We start from the raw sequence: 24,983 nt of genomic DNA, 5'->3' as shown, positions 1-24,983 counted from the left end.
GGTCACAGCACTAGCGCATCTCCCGTTCCAGGAAGGCGCGGAAGGTGCCCGGCGGTCGGCCGGTGAGGCGCTGGACGGTGTCGGTGACGCGGTCCTCCGCCCCCTCGGCGATGGCCCGGTCCATGCCGGCCAGCATGGCGGCGAACTCCACCGGCAGGACGGCCGCGAGGCGGTCGCGCATCTGCTCGTACGACAGCCGGCGGTGGACCACGGGCCGGCCGGTTACCTCGGTGACGGCCGCGGCCACGTCGTCGTAGCCGAGCGCCTGCGGCCCGGTGAGGACGAGGTCGGTGTTCGGGGCCTGCGCGTCGGTCAGGGCGCACACCGCGCCGGCCGCGATGTCCTCGGCGTCGACGAAGCCGACCCGGCCGCTCCCGGTGGCGGTCAGGACGACGCCGTCCTCGCGGATGCTGACGGCGTGCGCGTGCGCGCCGGTGAAGTTCTGCATGAACCACGACGGCCGCAGCACCGCCCACTCGTCGAACAGGTCGGGCAGCGCCCGGTGCACCGCCCCCACCCCCGGGCCGCCCGCGGGGACGGCCGAGGAGCTCAGCAGCACCGCGCGGCGCACCCCGGCAGCGGTACGGGCCCGGTGGAGGAACGGCATCATGACGGCCGCGGGGTCGGGGTCGCCGACGGGCGGTACGAGGTAGACGCGGTCGACCCCGTCGAGGGCCGCGGCGTGCGTGGCGGGGTCGTACCAGTCGAACGTGACCGGCTCGGCGCCGGGGACCGGGGCGGCGCGCCGGCTGGCGGCCCTGACGCGGTGGCCGGCGGCCGTCAGCTGCGCGGCGGCGCGGCCGCCGGTGGTGCCGGTGGCGCCGATGACCAGGGTGGTGCCGGCGCGGAGGGGGGTGCTGGTCATCGGGTGCTCCCCGTGAGGAAGTCGGTGCCGGTTTCGAGGACGGCGAGCGGGTTCCAGTAGTCGCGGTAGGAGGTGATGCGCCCGTCGCGGACGGTCACGACGGCGATGTAGGTCATGTCGAACGGGGCGTCGGTCGCCACCAGGCGGCCGACCCCGCGCATCTCGACCACGATGGTCTCCGGCTCGGTGGTCCGGTGGATCCGCACGGCGGGGAAGTCGTGCAGGTCGATGTGGGCGGGGTAGTCGCGCATGTAGGCGGCGACGGCCGCCTTGCCCTCCAGGCGCGCGGGCCAGCCCTCGGGGGCGAACGGGAACTCCATGAGGCCGTCCTCGGCCCACAGGGCGACCCACCCGGGAACGTCCTTGTCGAGCAGCAGCCGCAGGCTGTGGCGGAACAGATCCGCCGGAGAAGTCGGTGCGGACACGGGTATCCTCCCCTTCGTAGAATACGGACCCTGGGTCCGGTTTTGACGATACGGACCGGGGGTCCGCTTTGCAAACGGAGGAGCACCATGCCCGAACCCAGGGCCCGCAAGGACGCCGCCCGCAACAGGGAGGCCGTCCTCGCGGCCGCCGACGCCCTCTTCGCCCGCCGCGAGAGCCCCGAGGACGTCACCATGGCCGACGTCGCGGCAGCGGCAGGCGTCGGCAAGGGGACGCTCTTCCGCGCCTTCGGCGATCGCGCCGGGCTGCTCCGCGCGCTGTACGCGGCACGGCTCGAACCGCTCAGGGAGGCCGCCGAAGCCGGCCCGCCGCCGCTCGGCCCGGCCGCCCCGCCGCAGGAGCGGGTCCCGGCCCTGCTCGACGCCCTCCTGTGCTTCAAGCTCGACAACCGGCGCCTCACGCTGGCCCTGGAGGGGAGCGGCAGCACCAGCCCGTACCGGGCGGAGCACTACGAGCAGTGGCACGACCTGCTCCGCGCCGTGCTGGAGCAGGTCCCCGGCCTGACCGACGGCGACTTCACCGCCCACGCACTGCTCGCGGCCACCCGCGCCGACCTCGTCGAGCACCTGGCCGGACAGGAGGGCGTAGCGAGGGAGCGCATGCGGGCACAGCTGGCGGACTTCACCACCAGGGTCCTCGCCGCCGGCGACGACAGGAGTTGACCCCGCGACGGGCCGGCCGGCCCGGCCGGCCCGCCCGCGTACGGGGCTGCCGGGTGTCGCCGCCCGGTTCGCGCGGCCCCCGGGTCCATCGTGGTGGGGTGGACGTGGAGCAGGTGGTCTCCGAGCTGTACGGGCTCCGGCCGGCGCAGTTCGTCGCGGCGCGCGACGCGTACGTCGCCCGGGCCCGGCGGGAGAAGGACACCGCAGGCGCCCGCCGCATCGGCAGCCTGCGGAAGCCGACCCTCGCCCTGTGGGCGGTGGGCCTCTTCGCCCGCGCCCGACCCGGCGAGGCGGAAGGGCTGCTGCGTCTGGGGGCCCGGCTGCGCACGGCGCACCGGGAACTGGACGGAGCGCAACTGCGCGCGTTGTCCGGGGAGCAGCACAAGGTGATCGACGCGCTCGCGCGCGACACCGTACGGCTGGCGGCCGAGGCGGGGGAGCGGACCACCGAGAGCGTGCTGCGGGAGGTCGAGCGGATCTTTCACGCCCTGCTGACGGACGAGGAGGCGGGCCGGCAGTGGCTCGCCGGCCGGCTGACGGCGGCGCCGCGGTCCCCGGTCGGGTTCGAAGGCGTGGAGCCCGCCCCCTCGGCCGCGGCTGCGGCCCGCAAGCCGCCGGAACCGGCCGAACTCCCGCCGGAGCCGGAGCCGGAGCCGGAGCCGACGTCGAAGCCGACGTCGAAGCGGAAGCGGAAGCGGAAGCCGGTACCGGAGACCCCGCCCCCGCCCCCGCCCCCGGCGCGGGACGCGGCGGCCGGGCGGCGCGCCCGCGAGCGGGAGGGGCGTGTGCGCGCCGCCCGGCGGGCCGCGGCCGAAGCCGGGGCCGAGCGCGAGCGGGCCGAGGCGGACCTCGCCGAGGCGGCCGGGGCCCTGGAGCGGGCGCAGGGGGAGGCCGAGGCCGCGCGAGAAGGGCTCCGCGCCCTCCAACTGCGGCTGGAAACCGCGGAGAAGGCGGAAGCGGCCGCGCAGAAGCACCACCACCGGGCCGAGGCGGCGGCACAGAGGGCCGGGAAGGCCGCCGAAGCCGCCGACCGCCGCCTACGGGCCGAGGAAACCGGCGACGGATGACGCCCCGAGCTCCCCGAGCTGCCCGAACCCTTCCGCGCGGCGGTTAGGATCACCGCATGCCGTTGACCGTGGAGGACGTGGACCTGTTCGAGGGCGCGCGGGGGCGGCTGGAGGCCATCGCCTACCGGCTGCTCGGGTCCGCGAGCGAGGCCGAGGACGCCGTGCAGGACACGTTCCTGCGCTGGCAGGCCACCGACGTCGGACGCATCGAGGTGCCCGAGGCCTGGCTGACGAAGGTGCTCACCAACCTGTGCCTCAACCAGCTCGCTTCGGCCCGCGCCCGGCGCGAGACCTACGTCGGCGAGTGGCTCCCCGAGCCGCTCCTCGACGGGGACCCGATGCTCGGCCCGGCCGCCACCGCCGAGCAGCGGGAGTCGGTCTCGTACGCGGTGCTCACGCTCATGGAGCGGCTGTCCCCCAACGAGCGGGCGGTGTACGTGCTGCGGGAGGCGTTCGACTACCCGCACCGGGAGATCGCCGAGATCCTCGACATCAGCGAGGCCTCCAGCCAGCAGATCCTCCACCGGGCCAAGAAGCACATCGCGGACGGCAGGGCCCGCACCGAGATCGACCGGGCCGCGGCCCGGCGCATCGTCGAGGAGTTCCTCGCCGCCGCCACCAGCGGGAAGACCGAGCCGCTCGTACAACTGCTCACCTCCGACGCCATCGCGATCGGCGACGGCGGTGGGAAGGTCCCCGCCCGCGCCAAGGCGTTCGAGGGCGCCGTCGCGGTCGCGAAGTTCATGCGGGGCCTGTTCAAGCCGGGGCCGGCCAAGCGGGCCCTGGTCGGCGGCTCGGCCGGGATCCACCTGGCCACCGCCAACGGCGGTCCCGCCGTCGTGGCGGTCGTCGACGGCCGGGTCGTCGGCGTCATGTGCCTGGAGATCACGGCCGACGGCATCGCCGCGTTCCGCAACCAGGTCAACCCCGACAAGCTGGAGCGCGCGACCGGGGTGTGGGCCGCTGCGGAGCACGGGGAGCCCGTGTTCCGCGCCTTCTGACCGACCCGCCCCCACCCGCCCCCGGCCGATGTGACGTGCTTCACACCGCCGACCTGTCAGGGAACGGCGGGCTGCCCGGTTCAAGGTGCGAAGCCGCGCAAGACAGCGGCCGACCCGCCCAGACAGGAGCAGGCACATGCAGCAGCGCACGCAGCACCGCATCATCGTCCTCGGTGCCGGATACGCCGGAGCGGTCGCTGCCGGCCGGCTCGCCAAGCGGCTGCACCGCGACGACGTGGCCATCACCCTCGTCAACGCCGAGCCCGACTTCGTCGAGCGCGTCCGCATGCACCAGCTCGCGACCGGCCAGGACCTGGGGCCCCGCCCCTTCGGCGAGATGTTCGCCGGCACCGGTGTCGAGCTGCTGCTCGGGAAGGTCACCGCCGTCGACGTCGACCGCAAGAACGTCTCCGTCACCGATGCCGAGGGGCGCGCCGCCGAACTCGCCTACGACACCCTCGTGTACGCCCTCGGCAGCGGCTGGAACGACCAGGGCGTCCCCGGCGTCGCCGAGTACGCCCACGAGATCGCCGGCCGGCCCGGAGCACTGCGGCTGCGCGACCGGCTGGCCGGCCTGGGCGCCGGGCAGCCCGTGGTCGTCGTCGGCGGCGGCCTCACCGGCCTGGAGGCCGCGACCGAGATCGCCGAGGCCCGCCCCGACCTCGACGTCGCCCTCGCCGCCCGCGGCGGGCTCGGCGACTGGCTCTCGCCCAAGGGCCGCGGCCACCTGAGCAAGGTCTTCGGCAGGCTCGGCATCACCGTGCACGAGCACGCCGCCGTCACCGCCGTCGAGGCCGACCGCATCACCACCGCCGACGGCGGGGCCGTCCCGGCCGCGGTCACCGTGTGGGCCACCGGTTTCGCCGTCCACCCGATCGCGAGCGCCACCACCCTCGAAGTCACCGGCACCGGCCGGATCGTGGTCGACGCCACCATGCGCTCGGTCTCGCACCCGGACGTCTACGCCGTCGGCGACGCGGCCCTGGCCATGGGCCCCGGCGACAAGCCGCTGCGCATGTCGTGCGCCTCGGGGACCCCCGCCGCATGGCAGGCCGCCGACGCCATCGCGGCCCGCCTGACCGGCGGAAAGCTCCCGAACGTGCCGATCCGCTACTTCAACCAGTGCATCTCGCTGGGCCGCAAGGAGGGCCTGATCCAGTACGTCACCGCCGACGACCGCACCGTCAGCGCGGCCCTCACCGGCCGCCTCGCCGCCCTGTACAAGGAGCTGATCTGCAAGGCCGCCGCCTGGGGCGTCGCCAACCCGACCTTCGGCCTGCCGGTGCGCCGCCGCCGTGTCACCGTCGTACCGGACGCGGCCCAGGCCCGTACCGGCTCGGCCGTCACCGCGTCGGCCTGACCCGGGAACGGGGGGGACGGCACGGCGACCGCGTCGGCCCTCAGGCCGGATCCGCGCCGTGCGGCCCGTGATCGGGGCGGGGCCGGATCCGTGCCGCCAGTACGGCGACGTCGTCCTCGGCGTGCACCGCGTCCAGGGACAGCAGCACCTGGTCCAGCGACTGCTGCACCCCGGTGCCCACCGGCAGCCGCAGCCCCGCCAGCCGGGCCAGCGAGACGTCGATGTCCTCGCCGCGCCGCTCCACCAGGCCGTCCGTGAACAGCAGCAGCGTCTCCTCGGGCGTGACCGTGCGCGTGGTCAGCTCGTAGCCGCCGAGGCCGGTGCCCAGCGGCGGGCCGACCGGTACGTCGATCAGCGTGCCGCTGCCGTCCGGGCCGAACACCGCCGGCGGCAGGTGGCCCGCGCTGGAGAACGCCGCGGTCCCGCGGGCCGGGTCGATCCGGACCAGCAGGCACGTCGCCGGGCGGCGGGTGCCCTCCTCCGACACCGCGGCGTCGAGCTGCCGCAGTACCCGGTGCGGGGGCAGGTCGGTCGAGGCGACGTAGCGGAGCATGGAGCGGTAGGCGTTCATGTCCACGGCCGCGTCGAGCCCGTGCCCCATGACGTCCCCCATCACCAGCAGGGTGCGCCCGTAGTGCAGCCGGACCGTCTCGAACCAGTCCCCGCCCACCAGCACGCCCGTGCCGGACGGCAGGTAGCGGGTGGCCAGGTCGAGGTTGGGGTGCGGCCGGCCGGGCTCGGCCAGCAGCGCCTGCTGGAGGTTGAGCGCCGTGCTGTGCGTGGTGCTGTGCTCCTGGGCGTGCCTGAGGTGTACGGCTGCCAGCCGGCCCGCGAAGTGCACGACCGCGGTCTCCTCGTCGGTGAAGGCCCCGCTTCCCGGTGGTTCCTCCCCGGGCCCCGCGCCGGCACCGGTCGTGCGTGCCGGGGCGGGTGCGTCCGTGCGTACGGCGACCACCGCGCCGTACAGCCGCCCCCGTGTCACCAGCGGCGCCGACACGGCGTGCAGCTCGCCCCGGCCCGGCCGTACCGGCCCCGACGACACGGTGATCGGGTGGCCGTCGTCCACCGCCCGCACCGACAGGCCGTGCGCGTCCTGCGGGCCCCCTTCCTGGAGCAGTTCGGTCCGTCCGGCCGTCGCCACCCGGTCCAGCCCCGCTGCCGACCGCGCGCCGGCTCTCGTGCGCGAGGTCGTCACGGGTTCGGGCAGCAGGTCCACCGCCGCCGCCTCGCACAGCCGCCGGCACAGGAAGAGGGCCAGCTCCGCGCAGGTCGTCTGCTCGTCGAGGCTGGTGCCGATGGACTCCACCGCCTGCCCGACCCAGTCCCGCCAGGTCGGCACGGGCCCCTGCGCGGATCCGTCGCCGGGCGACCCGTCGTCTGGGTTCAAGCGCCACCTCCGTCGCTGAAGCCCCCGCTCGCTCCGCCATCCCAGCAGCTCGTATCCCCGACGAGCGGCATTGACGCCCCGTGCGCCGATCCCGTCGCCGGCGGACCCCCGGTGCGCCTTCCCGGCGGGCGGGGTTGACACCCCAAAGTGTGAGTGGTTTATTACTCACATGCAGACGGAACGACGCCCACGCCAACTCTCCACGGCCGAGGAACGCCGCGAGACGGTGCTCCGCACCGCGATCGGCGCCTTCGCCGCCCGCGGCTACTTCGGGACCACCACCACGGAGGTCGCCAAGGCGGCCGGCATCTCGCAGGCGTACGTCTACCGCCTGTTCCCGAACAAGGAGGCCCTGTTCGTGGCGGTCGTCGAGCACTGCTTCGCCCAGGTCCGCGCCGCCCTCGAACGCGGCGCGGCCGAGGCGGGGGGCGCCTCGCCGGAGCCCGTCCTCGCCTCCATGGGAGACGCGTACGCCCGGCTGATCAGCGACAACGACCTGCTGCTGGTCCAGTTGCACGCCCAGGCGGCCGCCGTCTCCGAACCGGTGATCCGCGAGGCGGTCCGCGCGGGGTACGCGCGTGTCGTGGAGTACGTCCGCGGCGCCTCCGGCGGGGACGAACGGCAGATCCAGGAGTTCTTCGCGGTCGGCATGCTCTGTCACCTCGTCGTCTCGCTCGGCGTGGATGCGGACGATGACGCGGGCGTGGCGGACGCGCCCTGGATGCGCACGCTCGCCGCGGGCATCACGCACTACTGAGCCCGGCCCCGGCCCCCGCCCCGCGGGGCGGGGGGCGTGGGTCGACCCGTGCCGGGCAACCGGCCGGGGGCCTCTTTTCGACCCAATGAGTGAGTGGTTAACCACACATACATCGTAGGAAGGGAGTCCGCCGTCATGCCGCACCCCGCGGAGGAGCCGGACGCGTCAGCGGGAAGGCGAGCGGTCGGGACGGGCGCCGGCGTGCTCGCCGCGCTCGCCGCAGCGCAGTTCGTCGTCGTCCTGAGCACGTCCGTCGTCAACGTCGCCCTCCCGCACATCCGGGACGGCGTGGCCCTCTCCGACACCGGCATGTCCTGGGTGGTCAACGCCTACGGCCTCGCCTTCGGGGCCCTGCTGCTCCTCGGCGGCCGCGCCGCCGACCTGGCGGGAGCCCGCCGGGCCCTCACCGCCGGACTGGGCCTGTTCGCCGCCGCCTCGGTGGCGGCCGGACTGGCCGGCACCCCCTGGCTGCTCATCGGTGCCCGCGTCGTCCAGGGCGTCGGCGCCGCCGCGGCCGCCCCCGCCGCGCTCGCCCTCGTCATACGGCTCTTCCCGCCCGGCGGCGGCCGCGCCCGGGCCCTGGGCGTGTGGGGCGCCGTCTCCGGAGCCGGCGGCGCGGCCGGGGTGCTCCTCGGCGGCGTAATGACCGAGGCCTTCGGCTGGCCCTGGATCTTCCACGCCTGCGGGCTCGGCGCCGCCCTCGCCGTCACCGCGACCCTCCGCCTGGTCCCCGCCGATCCCGGCCGCCGGTCCGTCCCCGCCGATCCCGGCCGCCGGCCGGGTGCCGCCGCCGGCCCGGCGCGCATCGACCTCCTCGGCGGGCTGTCCGTCACCGCCGCGGTCGCCGCCCTCGTCTACGGGCTCACGGCCGTCCGCAGCTCCGGCCCGGCCGACCCGTACGTCCTCGGGCCGCTCGCCGCCGCCGTGCTCCTGCTGCTCCTCTTCCTGCGCACCGAGCAGCGCCACCCGGCGCCGCTGCTGCCGCCCGGGCTGCTCCGGCAGGGCCTCGTCGCCCCGGCCAACCTCCTGATGGCCCTGCTCGGCGCCGTCTGGGTCGGACTGTTCTTCTACCTCCCGCTGCTCCAGCAACAGGTCCTCGGCGCCGGCCCCCTGGCCGCAGGCCTGGCCCAAGTCCCGCTCGCCGCAGCGAACATGCTCGGCTCCTCCCTGGCCCCGCGCCTGGCCCGCCTGCTCGGCCCGTACCGCACCCTGGCCGCGGGCCTCCTCGCCCAGGCCGTCGGACTCGCCTGGCTGGCCCTGCTCAGCGCGCCGGGCACCGGCCTCGCCGCGCTGACCGGCCCGACCGCGCTCATCGGCCTCGGCCTCGGCCTCGCCTTCGTCCAGCTCACCGGCGCGGCGGTGAGCGGCGTCCGCCCGGCCGACGCCGGAGTCGCCGGCGGGCTGGTCAACACCACCCGCCAGCTCGGCGGCGCCGTCGGCCTCACCCTGTTGGGCACCGCCGTCACCGCCGTCACCGCCGCCGCCCCCGCCGAGGGCCCGGCCGCACTCGCCGACGGCTACCGGGCGGCCTTCCTCCTGGCCGCCGCCACCGCCGCCGCGGCCGCGGCCGCCACCCCGCTGCTGTCCCGCCGCGCCCCGGCCCCGGACCCCGCCAGCGCCGGCACCACCGGCGAAGCCACCGAAGACGACACCACCGAAGACGACACCACCGAAGGAGCCCACCGATGAACCCGCAGACCCCGGCCCCGTACACCATCGACGAGTCCGCGCCCGCCGTCGTACGGCTCGACACCACCGTCCGTGCCCCGCTCGCCCGCGTCTGGGAGCTGCACACCGACATCGCGGCCTGGCCCACCTGGAACCCGGACATCACCCGGGCCGAGCCCACCGGCCCGCTCGCGGTCGGAGCCGTCTTCCGGTGGCACACCCACGGGCTGGACATCACCTCCACCGTCCTGGAGCTCGTACCCGGACACCGCATCGTCTGGGGCGGTCCCGCGCACGGCATCGACGGCATCCACGTATGGACCTTCGAGGAGACGGCCGACGCAACGGTGACCGTCCACACCGAGGAGTCCTGGAGCGGAGCCCCCGTCGACGCCGAGCCCGAGGCGCTCGGCCAGGCACTCCGGCAGTCCCTGGAGCGCTGGCTGGCGGCCCTGAAGAGCACGGCGGAAACCGCCTGACGCCGGCCCGCACCCCGCACACCCGCACCCGCACCCGCACGCCACCCCAGAAGGGACGCCCACCATGACCGCCGCCGCCGCCACCTCCTCCACCACCTCCACGACCTCCGCCGCCAAGCCGTACCTCACCGGCCACTACACCCCCGTCGCCGACGAGATCACCGCCACCGGCCTCACCGTCGAGGGCACCCTCCCGCCCGAGCTGACGGGCCGCCTGATCCGCAACAGCCACAACCCGAAGCCCGGCATCACCCCCACCCACTGGTTCAAGGGCAGCGGCATGGTCCACGGCATCCGCCTGCGCGACGGCCGCGCCGAGTGGTACCGCAACCGCTGGGTCCACACCCCCGCCCTCGACGGCGCCCCCTACATGACCGGACACGGCCCCGACCTGACCGCCAGCACCGCCGGCACCCACGTCATCGAACACGGTGGACGCCTCCTGGCCCTGTGCGAGTCCGCCCTGCCCTTCGAGCTGACCCCCGACCTGGAGACCGTCGGCGCCTTCGACTGGAACGGCAAACTCACCTCCGCGATGACCGCCCACCCCAAGGAGGACCCGGCCACCGGCGAACTCCACTTCTTCGCCTCCTCCCCCTTCCCGCCCTTCCTCGTCCACCACGTCTCGTCCCCCGACGGCACGGTGCTGCGCAGCCAGGAGGTGCCGGGCGCGACCGCCGCGCTCAAGCACGACTTCGCCCTCACCGAGCGCCACGTCGTCTTCCTGGAGGGGTCGGTCACCTTCGACCCCTCCGACCGCTCCGGGATCCCGTACGCCTGGAGCGACGCCCAGCCCACCCGGATCGGCGTGATGCCCCGCGGCGAGGGCGGCGCCCGGCGGGTCCGCTGGTTCGACGTCGCACCCGGCTACGCCATGCACCTCGCCAACGCCTACGAGGACGCCCTCGGCCGCATCGTCATCGAAGGCCCCGCCGTCGGCCGCGACGGCTGGCAGCGCTCCTGGAACTGGTGGGTCGGCGCCCCCGACCGCGGCGCCGAGCCCAACTCCGGCTCCCGCGCCACCCGCTGGACGGTGGACCCCGTGACCGGCCGGGTCACGGAGGCGGACACCGACGACCTGACGGTCGAGTTCCCCACCATCAACGACGCGTTCACCGGCCGCGAGCACCGCTACCAGTACGCCCTGTCCTTCCCCGACGACCTCGGCATCGGCACCCACGCCCTGGTCAAGTACGACCGCACCACCGGCGCCCGCCAGATCAAGCCGTTCGGCACCGGCCGGCTCCCCAGCGAGGCCGTCTTCGTCCCCGCCGGCACGGCCACCGAGGAGGACGGCGGCTACCTCCTGACCGTCGTCAGCGACCTCAACTCCGACAGCTCCCGGCTCCTCGTCCTCGACGCCTCGGACCTGGACCTGCCCCCGGTCGCCGCGGTCCACCTCCCGCGCCGCGTCCCGGCCATGATCCACGGCTCCTGGATCCCCGACGCCGCCCTGTGACGGGGTTGCCCCCGCCCCATCCCCCGCAGCGCCGGCACGCACCCCCCTCGCGTGCCGGCGCCGCGGTCTGCGCGGAGACCGCGCAGGTCACTTCCCCTCCGGCCCGAACCGGCGCCGGTACGCGGACGGGGTGATGCCCGTCCCGCGGCGCATCAGCATGCGCAGGTTGGCGGCAGTGCCGAGCCCGCTCCGCCGCGCGACCACCTCGAAGCGGGACTCGCCCCGCTCGATCAGCCGGCAGGCCAGCGCGAGCCGTTCCCCCGTGAGCCACGTCAGCGGCGTCGTGCCCAGCTGGGCACGGAAGCGCCGGTGGAGCGTCGCCGCGCTGACCGCGGCCCGCGCCGCCAGGTCCGCCACCGTGAGCGGCGAGTCCAGCCGCTCCTGCGCCCAGGCCAGGACGGGCGCCAGCGATTCCTCGGCCAGGTCCGGCATCGGACGCTCCACGAACTGCCGTTGCCCGCCGTCCCGGTGCGCCGCGAACACCAGCCGCCGGCTCACCGCGTTGGCGATCTCCGCGCCGTGGTCGCGGCGGACCACGTGCAGCCCGAGATCGAGCGCGGCCGCGCTGCCCGCGGCGGTGAGGACGTCACCGTCGTCCACGAACAGCACGTCCGGTTCCAGGCGGACGGACGGGAACCGGACCCGGAAGGAATCCGCCCACTGCCAGTGCGCGGTGGCCCGACGCCCGTCGAGGACCCCGGCCTCGGCCAGCGTGAACGCGCCGCTGCAGAAACCGATCAGGCGGGCACCGCGCGCGTGCGCCCGCCGGACGGCATCGAGCACGGCGGGCCGACGCGGCACCTCGACATCGGGCCGGTTCGGAACGATCAGGGTGTCCGCGGTGTCGGCCGCCTCCAGGCCCGCGACCCCCGTGAGGGTGAAGAACCCGTCCCGCATCAGGGTGCGGGGCTCGGGGGAGCAGAGCGTGAAGTCGTACAGGTCGCGGCCGATCTCCGGTCTGCGCAGCCCGAACACCTCGGTCGCGCAGCCGAGTTCGAAGGGGTTCGAGTTCTCGTCCACGATCACGACCACCCGCGGCACCCCACCCGCCCCGTGCTTCTTCTGCTTCTCCTGCGAGGATCCTTGCGCCATGTGCAATTCCTAGCACTCACACCGGCCGCGCGGAACGGCCCAGGATGGGCCCATGACCAACCAGCCCATCCCCCTCCACCAGGCCCTGGCCTCCTTCGACGCCCTGTGGAGCCCCCGCATCGTCACGCGCGTCAACGACTACGACGTCCGCATCGCCAAGGTCGAGGGCGAACACGTCTGGCACGCCCACGACCACACCGACGAGTTCTTCCTGGTGCTCGACGGAACACTGCACATCTCCCTGCGCGAGCCCGACGGCGAGCGCACGGTCGTCCTCCCGCAGGGCTCGGTCTTCACCGTCCCCCGCGGCACGGAACACCGGCCGTACGCCCCCTCCGGCGCCGCGATCCTCATGTTCGAGCCCTCCGGGACACCGACCGTGGGCGACCGCCACGACGAGATCCCGGACCACGTGGACGCAACGACCGGCCACAGCCTCGACACCCCTCAGAGGTAGTCGGCGCATCCGGAGGCGGCGTCGGCGCGGACGTGCGGAAGGCAGTGATCATGTGGGGGTGACGTTGAGGATCGACATCGGCGGCCTGCCACCCGAGCGCTTGCGGTTCGCCGCCTCCCCCCTGGCCGAGCTGACCGCGATGCTGCACGTGCTCGCCGAACCCGGACACCACCCGCAGCTCGGCGGCTGGGCCGCGGACGTCTGGGCCGGGCTGCCACCGGCACTGGCCGAGCGGTTGCGGGAGGCGGAGTTCCTCTGGCGTTCCGCACAGGCGGACTTCCTGCTCCCCGCGCGGCCCCGGCCCACCCTCGCCGAGGAACTGGACGACGTGGACCGCATCGCCGACGAAACCTACGTGACCGCCGCGCTCGTGGCCACGTGCGGCAACCGGGTCCACTCCGCCGTACCGTCGCCGCTCACCGACGCCGTCGTGCGCGAACGGGCCCTGGACCTGGCCCAGGCCCGCGGCGCACGGCAGGAGGCCTTCGCGGAGCGGCTGCTCGCGGACCCGGCCGCCGTACGGGCGCGGGTGCGCCGCACCCTCGAACAGTGCGCCGAGGCCTTCTTCGACGCCGCCTGGGCGGGCGTCGTCGTGCAGCTCGCCACCGACCTGCGCGTGAAGAACGACCTGCTGAAACACCAGGGCGTCGCGGCGGCACTCGCAGCGGTGTCCGGCGCGGTCCGCCTGGCACCGGACGGCGACCACATCATCGTGGACAAGCTGCTGGACAGGACGACCTCCGCCCACGGCAGTGGGGTCACCTTCATACCCAGTGTCTTCGGCCGCCCCCACCTGGCGGCCGTCCACGCCCCCGGGTGGCAGCCGGTGGTGCAGTACCCCGTCGCCGAGGCGGCACCCGCAGAGCCCGTACCGCTGGAAACGGTCACCCTGCGGCTGGAGGCACTCGCCCACCCCGTACGGCTGCGGCTGCTGCGGACCCTGGCCCGCGGCCCGCACACCACCGGCGAACTGGCCCACGCCTGGGAGCTCTCACCCCCGGAGGTGTCCCGTCACCTGGCCGTCCTGCGCCGCGCGGGCCTGCTCACGGCCCGGCGGCAGGGCCGCTACGTCCGGTACGCCCTCAACCTGCCCGACCTGACGGCGCTGGGCACCGACCTGCTGGCGGCCGTACTGCGCTGAACCCTCCTCCGACGTTGCGATACTTCCGGCATGAACATGCCTGGTCTGCGGGCTCTGTGCGCCCTCCTGCTCCTCACGTCCGCGCTCGGCGGGTGCTCCCTCCCCCCGGCCTTCGGGAGCTGTAAGGGCACCGACGCGGCCGTGGCGGAGCTGGCGAAGGTGCCGGTGCTGGAACTCCGCCCGGACCGGGCCACGCCCCTCGGCGACGGGGCGGGGCCCGACGCGCACTGCACCGAGGAGAGCGGCGTCGCCTGGCTGTCCGCAGTGCGGCTGTACGCATACGGCGGGAGCCGTGAGGAGGTGCTGGAGTACTACGACCGGGCCGCGCCGAACGTCGGGTGGCGGCCAGCGCGGGACCACCACCTGGCGCCGGACGACCAGCGCCAGCGCTTCTGCTTCGAGTCCCGCGGGCGACCGAGCGTCACGCTCGGCTTCCACACGGCGCAGGAGGTGCGCGAGGCCTACGGCACGGATCCGGGGCCGGAGGCCGGCGCCACCGGACCCCTCATCTGGTTCTCGGTGTACGCGGGAGCAGAGAACGACGGTTCGTCCTTCGGTTGTTAGGGCCGGGTGGGGAGGCCGCCGCGGGCGATGACGTCCGCGTACCAGTGGGCGCTGCTCTTGAACGTCCGGCGCTGCGTCGGGAAGTCGACGTGCACGATGCCGAACCGCTTGCTGTAGCCGTGGGCCCATTCGAAGTTGTCCAGCAGGGACCACAGGAAGTAGCCGCGGACGTCGGCGCCGTCCTCGATGGCGCGGTGCACGGCTTCCAGGTGTGCGTGGAGGTAGGCCACCCGCTCGGGGTCCTTCACCTCCCCGGAGGGGTCGGCGTAGTCCTCGTACGCCGCACCGTTCTCGGTGATCACCAGCGGTACGTGCGGCAGGTCGTCCCGCAGCCGGAGCAGCAGCTCGTGCAGTCCGCCGGAGTCGACGGGCCAGTCCATGGCCGTGCGCGGGCCCGGCGCGGGGACGAAGCGGACGTGCCGCTCCGCACCGGCCCACGGCGAGGGCGACAGGGACCGTGACGGGGGCGACGGGGAGGCGCCGGCCGCGACCGTCGTGGGGGAGTAGTAGTTGATGCCCAGCGCGTCGATCGGCTCGGCCGCCGCCCGCAGGTCCCCGTCCTCGACGAAGGACCAGTCGGTGACGGGCTCCGTGTCACCGACGAGGTCATCGGGAAGGCGCCCGTGGAAGACCGGATCGAGGAAGACCCGATTGCCGACCGCGTCGATCCGGCGGGCCGCGTCCCGGTCCCCCGGGGCATCGGTACGGGCGCGCACCGCGTGGAGGTTGAGGGTGAGCGACACCTCGGCCGGGGCGGGCACGGCGGCACGCACCGCCCGGACGGCCAGGCCATGGGCCAGGTTGAGGTGGTGGGCCGCGCGCAGCGAGTCGACGGCACTGGTGCGGCCCGGGGCGTGCACCCCGCTGCCGTAGCCGAGGAAGGCCGAGCACCAGGGCTCGTTGAGGGTGGTCCAGGTCGCCACCCGGTCGCCGAGCCCTTCCGCGGCGAGGCCCGCGTACTCGGCGAAGCGGTACGCGGTCTCCCGGTGCGGCCAGCCGCCGGCGTCCTCCAGTTCCTGGGGGAGGTCCCAGTGGTAGAGGGTGGCCACGGGGCGGATGCCGGCCGCGCGCAGCTCGTCGGTGAGACGGCGGTAGAAGTCCAGGCCTTTTTGGACGGCCGGCCCCCGGCCGGTCGGCTGGACGCGCGGCCAGGCGATGGAGAAGCGGTAGTCGGTGACGCCGAGCCGTCGCATGAGTGCGATGTCCTCGCCCACGCGGTGGTAGTGGTCGGCGGCGATGTCGCCGGTGTCGCCGTTGCGCACCTTGCCCGGGGTGCGGCTGAAGGTGTCCCAGATGGACGGCGTGCGGCCGTCCTCGTCCGCGGCTCCCTCGATCTGGTACGCGGCGGTGGCGGTGCCCCAGCGGAAGCGTTCGGGGAAGCGGAGCGTCGCCCCGGCGCGGGGGCGGGCGTCGAGCGCGGTCATGAGGATGGATCTCCCGGAGGTGAGGAGGTGAGGAGGTGGAGAGGTGAGGAGAGGGGAGGGGAGGAGGGAGGGAGGTGAGGGGGTGCGTGCTCAGCCCTTGACTGCGCCCTGCATGATGCCGCCGACGATCTGCCGGCCGAGCAGGCCGAAGACCAGCAGCACCGGGAGCGTCCCGAGCAGGGTGCCGGCCATGATGACGGACTGGTCGTTGACGTAGCCGCCGCCGAGCTGGCGCAGGGCGACCTGCACGGTCGGCTCGGAGGAGGAGAGGGCGACGACGGGCCAGAAGAAGTCGTTCCAGGCGGCCATGAAGGTCAGCAGGCCGAGCACGGCCATGCCCGGCCGTGCGACGGGAACGACGATCGACCAGAAGATCCGGGCGGTGGAGGCTCCGTCGACGCGGGCCGCTTCGATCAGTTCGTCCGGCAGCGACTGCGCGAGGTACTGCCGCATGAAGAACACGCCGAAGGCGGAGACCAGTCCCGGCAGGACGACGGCCTGGAGCTGGTTGACCCACCGCAGCTCGGCGATCAGCATGAACAGCGGGATGACGCCCAGCTGGGGCGGGATCATCATGGTGCCGACCGTGACCGCGAGCAGGGCGCCGCGGCCGCGGAAGCGCAGTTTGGCGAAGGCGAACCCGGCGAGGGTGGAGCACAGGACGGTGCCGAGGGTGACCGACCCCGACACGATGAGGGAGTTGACCAGTGCCCGGCCGATGTCGGCCTCCTCCACCACGGCCGCGAAGTTGCGGGCCAGGTTCGGGCCGGGCAGCAGCGCGGGCGGCACCTTGGCCAGGTCGGCGTTGGAGCGGCTGGCCGCGACGACCGTCCAGTAGAACGGGAACGCCGAGACGAGCACGGCGAGGCCGAGGACCGCGTGGGCGACCGCTCCGCCCCGCATCGTGCGCCCGGCGCGGGAACGCCGGCCGCGACCCCGGCCCGGGCGTCGGAGTCCGCCCCGGGCGTACCGCTCGGCGGCCGGGGGGTCGGCCGGGGGTTCGACCGGCGGATCGGAGAGGACGGTCATCGGCCGGCCTCCTTACGGGCGCGGCGCCGCCCGACCACGGCGTTGACGCCGACGACCAGCAGGATCAGCAGGAACATCACCCAGGCGACGGCTGCCGCCCGGCCCAGGTGGAAGAAGCCCCAGCCCTGCTCGTACAGGTAGAGGCCGAGCGTCTGGTACTGGTGGGAGATGCCGCCGGAGACGGACCCCTCGAACAGCAGCGGCTCGCCGAACAGCTGGGTCGCGCCGATGGTGGAGACGACGACGGTGAAGACGATCGTCGGCCGCAGCCCGGGCAGGGTGACGTGGAGGAACTGCCGCCAGCGTGACGCCCCGTCCATCTCGGCGGCCTCGTACAGCTCGTGCGGGACGGACTGCATGCCGGCCAGGTAGATCAGCGCGTTGTACCCGGTCCAGCGCCAGACGACGATGGAGGAGACGGCGATCTGGGAGGCGACCGTGCCGGTCTGCCAGTCCACCGGGCCGACGCCGACGAGCCCGAGCAACTGGTTGACCAGGCCGAAGTCGCGGCCGTAGAGCTGGGCGAAGACGAGCGTGGCGGCGGCGACCGAGGTCGCGTACGGGAGCAGCATCACCGTGCGGAAGAACGTCCGGCCGCGCAGCTCGTGGTTGAGCAGGTGCGCGAGGCCGAGCGCCATCACCAGTTGGGGGACGGTGGAGAGCACCCCGATGGTGAAGGTGTTGCGCAGCGAGGTCCAGAAGAACCCGTCGCCGAGGAGCGCGGCGTAGTTGCCGAGGCCGCGCCACTGCATGTCGCCGGGTGTCTGCAGCTCCACCCGGTACAGCGACACGTACGCCGTGTACAGCAGCGGGAAGAGCCCGAAGGCGGCGAACAGGCTGAAGAACGGGGCGACGTAGGCGTAGGGGGAGACCGTGCGCCACGCACGCCGGACGGTGGACGGCCGGGCCGGGGCCGGCCGGGCCGGTGGCGGCCGTAGGGGTGCTGCCAGGGTCACGGTGCGGCCCTTCGGGAAGAGTCGGTGCCCGGGTGGGGGCGGGGCGGGGCGGAGCGGGGGAGTCCGCGGACCGGTCGGCGCGGGCCGGTCAGCCGATGGTGTTCGCCACGCCCTTGCGGGCGTTCGCCCACGCCTGGTCGGGTGCCGTGCCCTTGCGCTCGACCTCGCCCAGGGCGTTGGTGATCTGCTGGGCGATGTTCTGGTCGTGGGCCCCGAGGACCTGGACCGGGGCCGCCTTCGCGGCCTCGCCGAAGATCCGGCCGATGGGCGCGTTCGAGAAGTAGGGGTCGGTGGCGTCCGCGATCTGCGCGATGGCGCCGGTCGCGGACGGGAAGTTGCCCTGCTTGCGGAAGAGCTTGGCCTGCTGCTCGGGTGCGGTGAGCCAGGCGATCAGCTCGTACGCCTCCTTCTTGTGCTTGGCGGCCCGTGGCACGGCGAGGTACGAGCCGCCCCAGTTGCCGGCGCCGGCGGGCAGCTTCGCGACGTCCCACTTGCCCCGGCCGGCGTCCCCGGCCTGGCCCTTGATGTAGCCGAGCATCCAGGCGGGGCAGGGGAGCGTGGCGAAGGAGCCGGCGGCGAAGGCCTGGTTCCACTGCGGCGACCACTGGTCCAGCTTGGCGCTCAGCCCGCTCCGCGCCGCTGTGACCGACGCCTCCCAGGCCGTCCTCAGGGCCGGGTTGGTCTCCCAGACCAGCTTGCCGGAGGCGTCGTAGTAGCGCTCCTTCTGCTGGCCGATCATGACGGAGTAGAGGCTGCCGACGCTGTCGACCCAGGCGCTCCCGCCCGGGGCGTTCGCCTGGTACTGCCGGCCGAGGGCCAGGTAGCCGTCCCAGGTCGACCACTTCTGCGCGAGCTCGTCGCGGTCGGTGGGCAGGCCCGCGCGGGCGAAGAGGTCGGTGCGGTAGCACATCGCCTCGGGCCCCACGTCGGTGCCCAGGCCCAGGACCTCGCCGTTCTTCCCGGCGGCCGCCGCCCAGGTCGATTCGGCGAACCCGTCCTCGAGCGCGCCCGCGCCGTACTTCCGCAGGTCCTCGAACCGGTCGCCCTGCTGCTGGGCGACGGAGGCGATCCGGCCCACCTCGACGGCCTGGACGTCGGCGAGACCGGCGCCGCCGGCCAGCCGGGTCTGCAGCGACTTCCAGTAGTCGGCCTCGTCCTCGGTGTCGGTCTGCTTGACGGTCACGCCCGGGTGCAGCTTCTCGTACTCGGCGTAGAGCCCGGCCTCCTCGTAGCCGAAGGAACCGAACAGGTCCACGGTGACGGTGACCTTGCCGCCGTCCGCGCCGCCGGCCGTGCGGTCGGAGGCGCCCTCCGGCGGACCGCCGCAGGCGGCGAGCAGGATCCCGGCGAGAGCGACCGCCGCCAGGCGGCCGGACGCCCTGCCGCCGGCTCTCCCGGCGGCTTTCCCGGCGGTTCTCGTGGCGGCTGCGGCAGTGGGCATGGGAGGCCTCCGTGGGCTGCGGGGTCGGACGGGAACGCATCGCTGAGAGCGCTCTCAGTCGGCGAGGGGAGCGTGCCCTCGGCGCGGGTGATCCGTCAAGAGTCGAAGGCGCATTGGCCCGGATTCGGCCCCAACTTCCGCTGTGACGCGGTCTCTTGACACCCGCGTTTCGGGAGTCTTACGTTTCCGGCCAGCTGAGAGCGCTCTCGGATACGAGTCCCGGACATGACCACCGCGATGACACGAGATGACATGAGGTGTTCCCCCGTGCCCGTCCCCCACGCGCGCCGACCCGCACCCCTCGGCCGAGCCGCCCCCTCCGGCCGAGCCACCCCCCTCGGCCTGGCCGCCGCCGCCCTCGCGGTCGCCCTGACGGCCTTCGGTCTCGGACCGGCCGCGCCCCCCGCGGCAGCCGCCACCGTCCCCGTCGGCGCCGGAAGCTACTCCGACACCCGCCCCACCGGAACTTCAGGCCCCACCACCAACACCGGTACCCCCGTTACCCCCAAGGTCACCCCAACGGCCGCGGGCAGGCCGGTCCCCACCAACGACTGGTGGTCCTCGCTCGCCTTCCAGCGCTACGGCGACAACCCGTACTCCACCCCCATGTACGGCCACCCGCTCAGCTACCGGGCGGTCGCCGACGGCCTGGAGATCGGCTACCCCACCACCCCCGCCGTCGTCGGTGACGGCCGCCAGTACGAGTTCGCCCACCAGCGCGACCTCACCCTCGGCCTCACCGGCCTGAACTCCCCGGACGCCAGGGCCGACGCCTGGTCCGACTGGACCGTCACCCCGTACTGGTCCGACGGCACCCGCACCCTGCGCACCACCATCGGCCACGGCAGCCCCTTCGTGTACGCCCAGGGCGCCGGCGGCAGCGCCCGGATCACCACCGCGGGCACCCCCACCGTCTTCGCCGACCAGGGCAACGTCCTCGGCATCACCGTCGCCGGCCACCACTACGCCCTCTTCGCCCCCACCGGCACCGACTGGACCGTCGCCGACACCACGATCAGCGCCGCCCTCGGCGGCAGGGACTACTTCTCCGTCGCCGTCCTGCCGTCCCCCGACGCCCTCGCGACGTACCGGAAGTACGCCTTCAGCTTCGTCACCGGATCCCGGGTCGACTGGAGCACCACCGGCGGCACCGTCCGCGCCACCTACACCCTCACCACCGAGGCCAAGGAGGGCACCGAACGCGGCACCCTCCAGGCCCTCTACCGGCACCAGTGGCTCCACACCACCGACCCCCTCACCCCCTACGCGTACGTCTCCCCGCGCGGCACCATGAAGGTCCGCGAGGGCACCGCCTTCACCACCACCCAGAAGACCGCCCCGGTGCTGCCCGCCCTGCCCCGCACCGGCGACGTCGACACCGCCGCGCTGCGCGGCCGCCTGAACGAGGCCGCGTACGCCGCCGACCCGTTCTCCGGGGCCGTGGACACCTACTGGACCGGCAAGGCGCTCGGCCGGCTCGCCCAGCTCGTGCCGCTGGCCGACCAGATCGGCGAGACCGCCACCCGCGACCGGCTCCTCGCCCTCCTCAAGGGCCGCCTCCAGGACTGGTTCACCGCGGGCGGCGCGAACGAGTTCTCGTACGACCGCACCTGGAAGACCCTCACCGGCTACCCGGCCTCCTACGGCAGCGACACCGAGCTCAACGACCACCACTTCCACTACGGCTACTACGTGTACGCGGCCGCGATCGTCGCCCAGTACGACCCGGGCTGGGCCGCCGACTCCGCCTGGGGCGGCATGGTCAGGACCCTGGTCCGCGACACCGCCAACCCCTCCCGCACCGACGGCGCCTTCCCCTTCCTGCGCGGCTTCGACGTCTACGCCGGCCACAGCTGGGCCTCCGGACACCAGGGCTTCGCCGCCGGCAACAACCAGGAGTCGTCCTCCGAGTCCACCAACCTCAGTGCCGCCCTCGTGCTGTGGGGCTCGGCCACCGGCGACACCGGTCTGCGCGACCTCGGCTCGTACCTGCTCGCCACCGAGGGCGAGGCGATCGCCCAGTACTGGTTCGACGCCGACGGGCAGGTCTTCCCCGCCTCCTTCGGCCACGACACCGTCGGCATGGTGTGGGGCAGCGGCGCCGCCTACGCCACCTGGTGGACCGCCAACCCCGAGGAGATCCACGGCATCAACGTGCTCCCCGTGACCGGCGGCTCGCTCCACCTGGGCGGGCGCAAGGAGGCGATCCGGCGCAACATCGCCGAGATGGAACGCGAGAACGGCGGACCCGCCGCCGAATGGCGCGACATCCTCTGGGAGTTCCAGTCACTGGCCGACCCGGGAGCCGCGAAGGCCAAGTGGGACGCGGGCCAGGCCGCCTACACCCCGGAGGCGGGGGAGTCCAAGGCGCACACCCAGCACTGGATCACCGTCCTGAACGCGCTCGGCGCCCCCGATCCGTCGGTGACCGGCGACATCCCCACCTCCGCGGTCTTCAGCAAGAACGGCACCCGCACCTACACGGCCCACAACCACGCCGCCACCGCCCGCACCGTCACCTTCTCCGACGGCCGGACCCTGACCGTGCCGCCCCGTTCCACGGCCACCGCCACCGGGAGCGGGACCGACCCGGACCCGGACCCCGACCCCGACCCCGACCCTTCGGGCGGTGACACGTACCACCTACGCTCCGGCGGCGTCCTCACCACGTCCACCGGCGGCACGGCGGGCAGCGACACCGTCCCCTCGGCCGGCGGCGCCAACCACGACGGCACCCCGTACGGGCCGCTGGTCTACGAGGCGCGGAACGTGACCGGCAGGCTCCGGGCGGGCGGCGCGACCGCGTTCCGCCTGCCGGTGGACGCCGGCACGGCGGTCGGCCTCGGCCAGCAGGTCCGGGTCAGCTACGACCTCACCGGCGACGGCACCTTCGACCGGACGGAGACCTACCACTACTTCGCCACCGACCCGGTCCCGGGCTGGGAGGAATACCACCAGGGCCGGGGCCTGAAGGCCGCCACCGGCACGCTCGGCGACCTGCGCGGCGGAACGGTTCGCCTGGAAGTCTGGAGCGCGATCGGCAACGCGGACTCCCGCCTCCGGACGGGCACGGACGCCTCGGTACTGGTCATCCCGTACGACTGACACCGGCGGGGGAGACCGAACGGGCTGCGGGGGGGGGGGGGGGGGGGGGGGGGGGGCGCCCACCCCCCCCCCCCCCCCCCCCCCCCCCCCCCCCCCCCCCCCCCCCCCCCGCGGCCGCGCCGCCCGCCCGCCTGCGTGCCTGCGTGCCGCTATGCGGACGCCCGCCGGACGAGAGCCGTCTCGGTGATCACGGACGCCGATGCCGCGTCGGCCGCCCCGTCCAGCACCCGCATCAGCAGCCCGACCATGAGCCGGCCCATGCCCTCGACGTCCTGGCGCACGGTGGTGAGCGCCGGTTCGGCATCGCGGACCACGGAGTCCATGTCGTCGAAACCGACCACCGCGACGTCCTGCGGCACCCGGATCCCGCGCTCCCGCAGCGTGCGCAGGGCGCCCGCGGCCATCAGGTCGTTCGCGGCGAAGACGGCGTCGAGGTCCGGCCGCCGGTCCAGCAGCCCGGCCATCGCCCGGGCCCCGCCCTCCAGGGTGAAGTCGCCCTGGCACAGCAGATCCGGGTCGGCGTCGGTCAGGACGTCGTGGTAGCCGGCGATCCGGTCCAGCGCGGACGTCTGCGTGCGGGGGCCCGCGATGTGCGCGATACGGCGGCGCTCCAGGGACACCAGGTGCCGTACGGCCTCGCGGGCGCCGCCGCGGTTGTCGCAGTCGACGAACGGCACCTGCGGCCCCGCCCCCGGCGCCGGTCGCCCCCCGAACACCACGGGGACCCTGCTGCGGGCGATCAGTGCGGGCAGCCGGTCGTCGCTGTGCAGGGAGAAGGCCAGCGCCCCGTCCACATGACCGCCGTCCAGGTAGCGCGCGATCCGCTCGTGGTCGCCGGGGCCCTCCACCCAGAGCAGCACCAGCTGGGTGTCGTGCGCGGTGAGCTCCCGGCTGATGCCGCGCACCTGCTTCTCGAAGAACGGGTCGGAAAAGATCCGGAACTCCGGCTCCGCGATGATCACGCCGACCGCACCGTGACGCCGCGTGACCAGCGACCGGGCGGCGCGGTTCGGTACGTAGCCCAGCTCCCGCACCGCCTCGCGCACCTTGTCCGCCACCGACCGGCGCACGCCCGCACCGCCGTTGACGACCCGTGAGACCGTCGCCCGGGACACGCCGGCCCGCGCGGCCACGGCTTCCAGCGTGGGGCGCGACGACCCCGCGGTCTGCTCGGGCAAGGCAGTCACTCCCGTCTCCCTCCAAGGTCGGCGCCGCACCACTGGTCCGACGGCGACCAGGATAAACGCACGCCCCCACCCCCTGAGAGCGCTCCCAGGATCAGCGGGGACGCGGCTCCCGCCCGGCCAGCCGCTCGATGCGGGCCAGGCAGTCGGCCCACTCCGGTCCCATCTCCGCGCGGAGCTTGCCCTGCGACCGGAGGAAGTCCGCGCTCTCCGGCACCGTCCACGGCCGGGACCGCTCCTCCTCGATCGCCCGGGCCAGGCCGGGCTGCCGCCGCCACCGCCCCGAGCCGTCGAGGGCGTTGGCGTACCGCGGCGCGCCCTCGCCCCGGCGCAGGACGCAGACGTGGTCCGCCAGGGCCTGCTCGTCGACGAGCCGGGCGAGGTCGAGGATCCCGCCGTAGGACTGGTCGGCGTTCGACTGCACGGTCAGGCGTCCGCTGCCGCGCTCCTTGACCTGCTCGTGGTAGCGGTTGACGATGCCCTGGTTGCTCATGGCCTCGGGCACGCCCAGGACGACGACCTCGACCCGGAAACCGCTGCGCCGGTACGCCCGCATCGTCGACGCCACCGCCGCACCGTCCTGCGAGGTCTCCTGGACGACGGCGTTCAGCCGGTGCTCCCGCACGTACGCGTGGGCCCGGGCCATCCACCGGCGGCCGTCCGCCCTCGTGCAGGCCGCCATGAGCCTGTCGTCCTGCTGCATCAGCCGCGCGTACTCCGGGTGGAACGGCTTGTACAGGTCGCTGTCCACCTCGACGAACCCGCCGCGCCGGTTCAACGCGTCCGCGAACGCGTACCCCACGCGGGTCTTCCCGGAGCCGGGCTGGCCCACCAGGAACACCACCGTCGGCCGCTGCTGCGGCACGCGCCCGGCGAACTGCTCGGGCACGATCTCGTCCAGGAAGACGTCCCTGTTCCGCGACTCCGGCAACAGGTACCGGTCCGCTTCCGGGCCGCTCACAGCGCCTCCATCAGCCGGTGTGCGAGAGCGGCGTAGTGCCGGCGGACCTCGGCGATCCGTGCGTGGTCGGCGGGATCGAGCCGCTCCCGCACCCGGGCGCACTCCCCGCGCCGCGCGCGCAACCGCCCGATCAGCTCCGGGTCCGGAGCCCGCACGGCGCGCGCGGCATGGATGCGCGCGGTGTACGCACCGACCGCACCGTTGATCGCCTCGACCGCGGCCTCGTAGGCCACCGACTCCTCACTCGACCACGCGAAACCACTGATCGACGCGATCACCGGCTCCTGCGACGGCGTCGGACCGACCATCGCCACCCTCCCCCCTCGAAAACCGATCCCGCTCGAACCACCCAGTATGTCGGCCGGCTGCCGGCGGAACCCCGGAGCCGGCGGAACCCCGGAGCCGGCGGAACCCCGGAGCCGGCGGAACCCCGGAGCCGGCGGAACCCCGGAGCCGGCGGAACCCCGGAGCCGGCGGAAC

General features: G+C 74.3%; 23 protein-coding genes. 12 read left to right on the top strand and 11 right to left on the bottom strand.

The genetic code is table 11. The features are described 5' to 3' along the window. Positions 1-10: 10 nt before the first annotated feature. The gene (locus ACZ4VL_RS26545) at positions 11-865 is read right to left on the bottom strand and encodes an NAD(P)H-binding protein (protein WP_468204608.1); all 855 of its coding nucleotides are present in this window, start codon (positions 863-865) and stop codon (positions 11-13) included. Further along, positions 862-1,290 carry a nuclear transport factor 2 family protein gene (locus ACZ4VL_RS26540; RefSeq protein ID WP_468204606.1) on the bottom strand — a complete coding sequence of 143 codons (429 nt, stop codon included), beginning with the start codon at positions 1,288-1,290 and terminating at the stop codon, positions 862-864. Before ACZ4VL_RS26540 ends, ACZ4VL_RS26545 begins: the two co-directional genes overlap by 4 nt. A gap of 87 nt (positions 1,291-1,377) precedes the next feature. Here ACZ4VL_RS26540 and ACZ4VL_RS26535 point away from each other — a divergent pair, with 87 nt between their 5' ends. The 4 genes from ACZ4VL_RS26535 to ACZ4VL_RS26520 all read left to right on the top strand — a co-directional run bounded on the left by ACZ4VL_RS26535 (position 1,378) and on the right by ACZ4VL_RS26520 (position 5,399). Beyond that, positions 1,378-1,971, top strand: a complete 594-nt coding sequence (locus ACZ4VL_RS26535) for a TetR/AcrR family transcriptional regulator (RefSeq protein WP_468204604.1) — start codon at positions 1,378-1,380, stop codon at positions 1,969-1,971. Between the two features lie 98 nt (positions 1,972-2,069). Continuing rightward, positions 2,070-3,038: a hypothetical protein gene (locus ACZ4VL_RS26530; protein WP_468204602.1), complete on the top strand. Its 969-nt coding sequence runs from the start codon at positions 2,070-2,072 to the stop codon at positions 3,036-3,038. Positions 3,039-3,094: 56 nt separating this feature from the next. Beyond that, positions 3,095-4,039: an RNA polymerase sigma factor SigJ gene (gene sigJ, locus ACZ4VL_RS26525; RefSeq protein ID WP_468204600.1), complete on the top strand. Its 945-nt coding sequence runs from the start codon at positions 3,095-3,097 to the stop codon at positions 4,037-4,039. 136 nt (positions 4,040-4,175) lie between these two features. Beyond that, a complete protein-coding gene (locus ACZ4VL_RS26520; protein WP_468204598.1) occupies positions 4,176-5,399 on the top strand; it encodes an NAD(P)/FAD-dependent oxidoreductase in 1,224 nt (407 codons plus the stop codon). Positions 5,400-5,439: 40 nt separating this feature from the next. On the opposite strand, the gene ACZ4VL_RS26515 is transcribed toward ACZ4VL_RS26520, so the two are convergent. Continuing rightward, positions 5,440-6,705, bottom strand: coding sequence for a PP2C family protein-serine/threonine phosphatase (locus ACZ4VL_RS26515; RefSeq protein WP_468204641.1), 1,266 nt, complete (start codon positions 6,703-6,705; stop codon positions 5,440-5,442). 250 nt (positions 6,706-6,955) lie between these two features. On the opposite strand from ACZ4VL_RS26515, the gene ACZ4VL_RS26510 reads away from it, so the two are divergent. From ACZ4VL_RS26510 to ACZ4VL_RS26495, 4 genes are all read left to right on the top strand, one after another. Further along, a complete protein-coding gene (locus ACZ4VL_RS26510; protein WP_468204596.1) occupies positions 6,956-7,543 on the top strand; it encodes a TetR/AcrR family transcriptional regulator in 588 nt (195 codons plus the stop codon). 135 nt (positions 7,544-7,678) lie between these two features. Further along, on the top strand, positions 7,679-9,232 hold the full coding sequence (locus ACZ4VL_RS26505) for an MFS transporter (RefSeq protein ID WP_468204594.1): 1,554 nt from the start codon (positions 7,679-7,681) through the stop codon (positions 9,230-9,232). After that, on the top strand, positions 9,229-9,690 hold the full coding sequence (locus tag ACZ4VL_RS26500; RefSeq protein WP_468204591.1) for an SRPBCC family protein: 462 nt from the start codon (positions 9,229-9,231) through the stop codon (positions 9,688-9,690). The genes ACZ4VL_RS26505 and ACZ4VL_RS26500 overlap by 4 nt, the downstream gene beginning before the upstream one ends. A 64-nt stretch (positions 9,691-9,754) precedes the next feature. Further along, a complete protein-coding gene (locus ACZ4VL_RS26495) occupies positions 9,755-11,149 on the top strand; it encodes a carotenoid oxygenase family protein (protein ID WP_468204589.1) in 1,395 nt (464 codons plus the stop codon). 87 nt (positions 11,150-11,236) lie between these two features. Here the strand turns inward: ACZ4VL_RS26495 and ACZ4VL_RS26490 are convergent, their stop codons facing one another. Then, a complete protein-coding gene (locus tag ACZ4VL_RS26490; protein WP_468204587.1) occupies positions 11,237-12,241 on the bottom strand; it encodes a GlxA family transcriptional regulator in 1,005 nt (334 codons plus the stop codon). A gap of 52 nt (positions 12,242-12,293) precedes the next feature. On the opposite strand from ACZ4VL_RS26490, the gene ACZ4VL_RS26485 reads away from it, so the two are divergent. Genes ACZ4VL_RS26485 through ACZ4VL_RS26475 form a run of 3 tightly spaced genes read left to right on the top strand, consistent with a single transcriptional unit; the run spans position 12,294 to position 14,403 of the window. After that, positions 12,294-12,698 (top strand): cupin domain-containing protein, encoded by a 405-nt coding sequence (locus ACZ4VL_RS26485; RefSeq protein WP_468204585.1) that lies wholly within the window; start codon positions 12,294-12,296, stop codon positions 12,696-12,698. 58 nt (positions 12,699-12,756) lie between these two features. Further along, positions 12,757-13,839, top strand: a complete 1,083-nt coding sequence (locus ACZ4VL_RS26480) for a DUF5937 family protein (protein ID WP_468204583.1) — start codon at positions 12,757-12,759, stop codon at positions 13,837-13,839. A gap of 30 nt (positions 13,840-13,869) precedes the next feature. Further along, on the top strand, positions 13,870-14,403 hold the full coding sequence (locus tag ACZ4VL_RS26475) for a hypothetical protein (RefSeq protein ID WP_468204581.1): 534 nt from the start codon (positions 13,870-13,872) through the stop codon (positions 14,401-14,403). Here ACZ4VL_RS26475 and ACZ4VL_RS26470 read toward each other — a convergent pair. The 4 genes from ACZ4VL_RS26470 to ACZ4VL_RS26455 form a co-directional block, all read right to left on the bottom strand. Further along, entirely contained in the window at positions 14,400-15,827 is a 1,428-nt protein-coding gene (locus ACZ4VL_RS26470; protein ID WP_468204579.1) for a GH1 family beta-glucosidase, read from the bottom strand. The genes ACZ4VL_RS26475 and ACZ4VL_RS26470 overlap by 4 nt on opposite strands. A 90-nt stretch (positions 15,828-15,917) precedes the next feature. After that, complete coding sequence (locus tag ACZ4VL_RS26465) at positions 15,918-16,856, bottom strand: carbohydrate ABC transporter permease (RefSeq protein WP_468204576.1); 939 nt, start codon at positions 16,854-16,856, stop codon at positions 15,918-15,920. Further along, a complete protein-coding gene (locus ACZ4VL_RS26460; protein ID WP_468204640.1) occupies positions 16,853-17,806 on the bottom strand; it encodes a carbohydrate ABC transporter permease in 954 nt (317 codons plus the stop codon). Before ACZ4VL_RS26460 ends, ACZ4VL_RS26465 begins: the two co-directional genes overlap by 4 nt. Before the next feature lie 94 nt (positions 17,807-17,900). Beyond that, complete coding sequence (locus tag ACZ4VL_RS26455; protein WP_468204575.1) at positions 17,901-19,253, bottom strand: ABC transporter substrate-binding protein; 1,353 nt, start codon at positions 19,251-19,253, stop codon at positions 17,901-17,903. Between the two features lie 342 nt (positions 19,254-19,595). Here ACZ4VL_RS26455 and ACZ4VL_RS26450 point away from each other — a divergent pair, with 342 nt between their 5' ends. Further along, positions 19,596-22,358 carry a glycosyl hydrolase gene (locus ACZ4VL_RS26450; protein WP_468204639.1) on the top strand — a complete coding sequence of 921 codons (2,763 nt, stop codon included), beginning with the start codon at positions 19,596-19,598 and terminating at the stop codon, positions 22,356-22,358. A gap of 149 nt (positions 22,359-22,507) precedes the next feature. Here the strand turns inward: ACZ4VL_RS26450 and ACZ4VL_RS26445 are convergent, their stop codons facing one another. The 3 genes from ACZ4VL_RS26445 to ACZ4VL_RS26435 form a co-directional block, all read right to left on the bottom strand. Further along, a complete protein-coding gene (locus ACZ4VL_RS26445) occupies positions 22,508-23,536 on the bottom strand; it encodes a LacI family DNA-binding transcriptional regulator (protein WP_468204638.1) in 1,029 nt (342 codons plus the stop codon). Positions 23,537-23,636: 100 nt separating this feature from the next. Continuing rightward, a complete protein-coding gene (locus ACZ4VL_RS26440; RefSeq protein WP_468204572.1) occupies positions 23,637-24,503 on the bottom strand; it encodes a zeta toxin family protein in 867 nt (288 codons plus the stop codon). Next, on the bottom strand, positions 24,500-24,811 hold the full coding sequence (locus ACZ4VL_RS26435) for a hypothetical protein (RefSeq protein ID WP_468204570.1): 312 nt from the start codon (positions 24,809-24,811) through the stop codon (positions 24,500-24,502). The genes ACZ4VL_RS26440 and ACZ4VL_RS26435 overlap by 4 nt, the downstream gene beginning before the upstream one ends. Between the last annotated feature and the right edge of the window lie 172 nt (positions 24,812-24,983).

It is taken from the genome of Streptomyces sp. NPDC029014 (assembly GCF_055564695.1).
This window is presented reverse-complemented; position numbering and strand designations above follow the sequence as displayed.

Bases quoted from the DNA above. Each gene is read 5' to 3' on its own strand.
- ACZ4VL_RS26545 (WP_468204608.1), bottom strand. From the start codon at position 865: ATGACCAGCACCCCCCTCCGCGCCGGCACCACCCTGGTCATCGGCGCC.
- ACZ4VL_RS26535 (WP_468204604.1), top strand. From the start codon at position 1,378: ATGCCCGAACCCAGGGCCCGCAAGGACGCCGCCCGCAACAGGGAGGCC.
- sigJ (WP_468204600.1), top strand. From the start codon at position 3,095: ATGCCGTTGACCGTGGAGGACGTGGACCTGTTCGAGGGCGCGCGGGGG.
- ACZ4VL_RS26520 (WP_468204598.1), top strand. From the start codon at position 4,176: ATGCAGCAGCGCACGCAGCACCGCATCATCGTCCTCGGTGCCGGATAC.
- ACZ4VL_RS26510 (WP_468204596.1), top strand. From the start codon at position 6,956: ATGCAGACGGAACGACGCCCACGCCAACTCTCCACGGCCGAGGAACGC.
- ACZ4VL_RS26505 (WP_468204594.1), top strand. From the start codon at position 7,679: ATGCCGCACCCCGCGGAGGAGCCGGACGCGTCAGCGGGAAGGCGAGCG.
- ACZ4VL_RS26500 (WP_468204591.1), top strand. From the start codon at position 9,229: ATGAACCCGCAGACCCCGGCCCCGTACACCATCGACGAGTCCGCGCCC.
- ACZ4VL_RS26495 (WP_468204589.1), top strand. From the start codon at position 9,755: ATGACCGCCGCCGCCGCCACCTCCTCCACCACCTCCACGACCTCCGCC.
- ACZ4VL_RS26490 (WP_468204587.1), bottom strand. From the start codon at position 12,241: ATGGCGCAAGGATCCTCGCAGGAGAAGCAGAAGAAGCACGGGGCGGGT.
- ACZ4VL_RS26485 (WP_468204585.1), top strand. From the start codon at position 12,294: ATGACCAACCAGCCCATCCCCCTCCACCAGGCCCTGGCCTCCTTCGAC.
- ACZ4VL_RS26475 (WP_468204581.1), top strand. From the start codon at position 13,870: ATGAACATGCCTGGTCTGCGGGCTCTGTGCGCCCTCCTGCTCCTCACG.
- ACZ4VL_RS26470 (WP_468204579.1), bottom strand. From the start codon at position 15,827: ATGACCGCGCTCGACGCCCGCCCCCGCGCCGGGGCGACGCTCCGCTTC.
- ACZ4VL_RS26465 (WP_468204576.1), bottom strand. From the start codon at position 16,856: ATGACCGTCCTCTCCGATCCGCCGGTCGAACCCCCGGCCGACCCCCCG.
- ACZ4VL_RS26455 (WP_468204575.1), bottom strand. From the start codon at position 19,253: ATGCCCACTGCCGCAGCCGCCACGAGAACCGCCGGGAAAGCCGCCGGG.
- ACZ4VL_RS26435 (WP_468204570.1), bottom strand. From the start codon at position 24,811: ATGGTCGGTCCGACGCCGTCGCAGGAGCCGGTGATCGCGTCGATCAGT.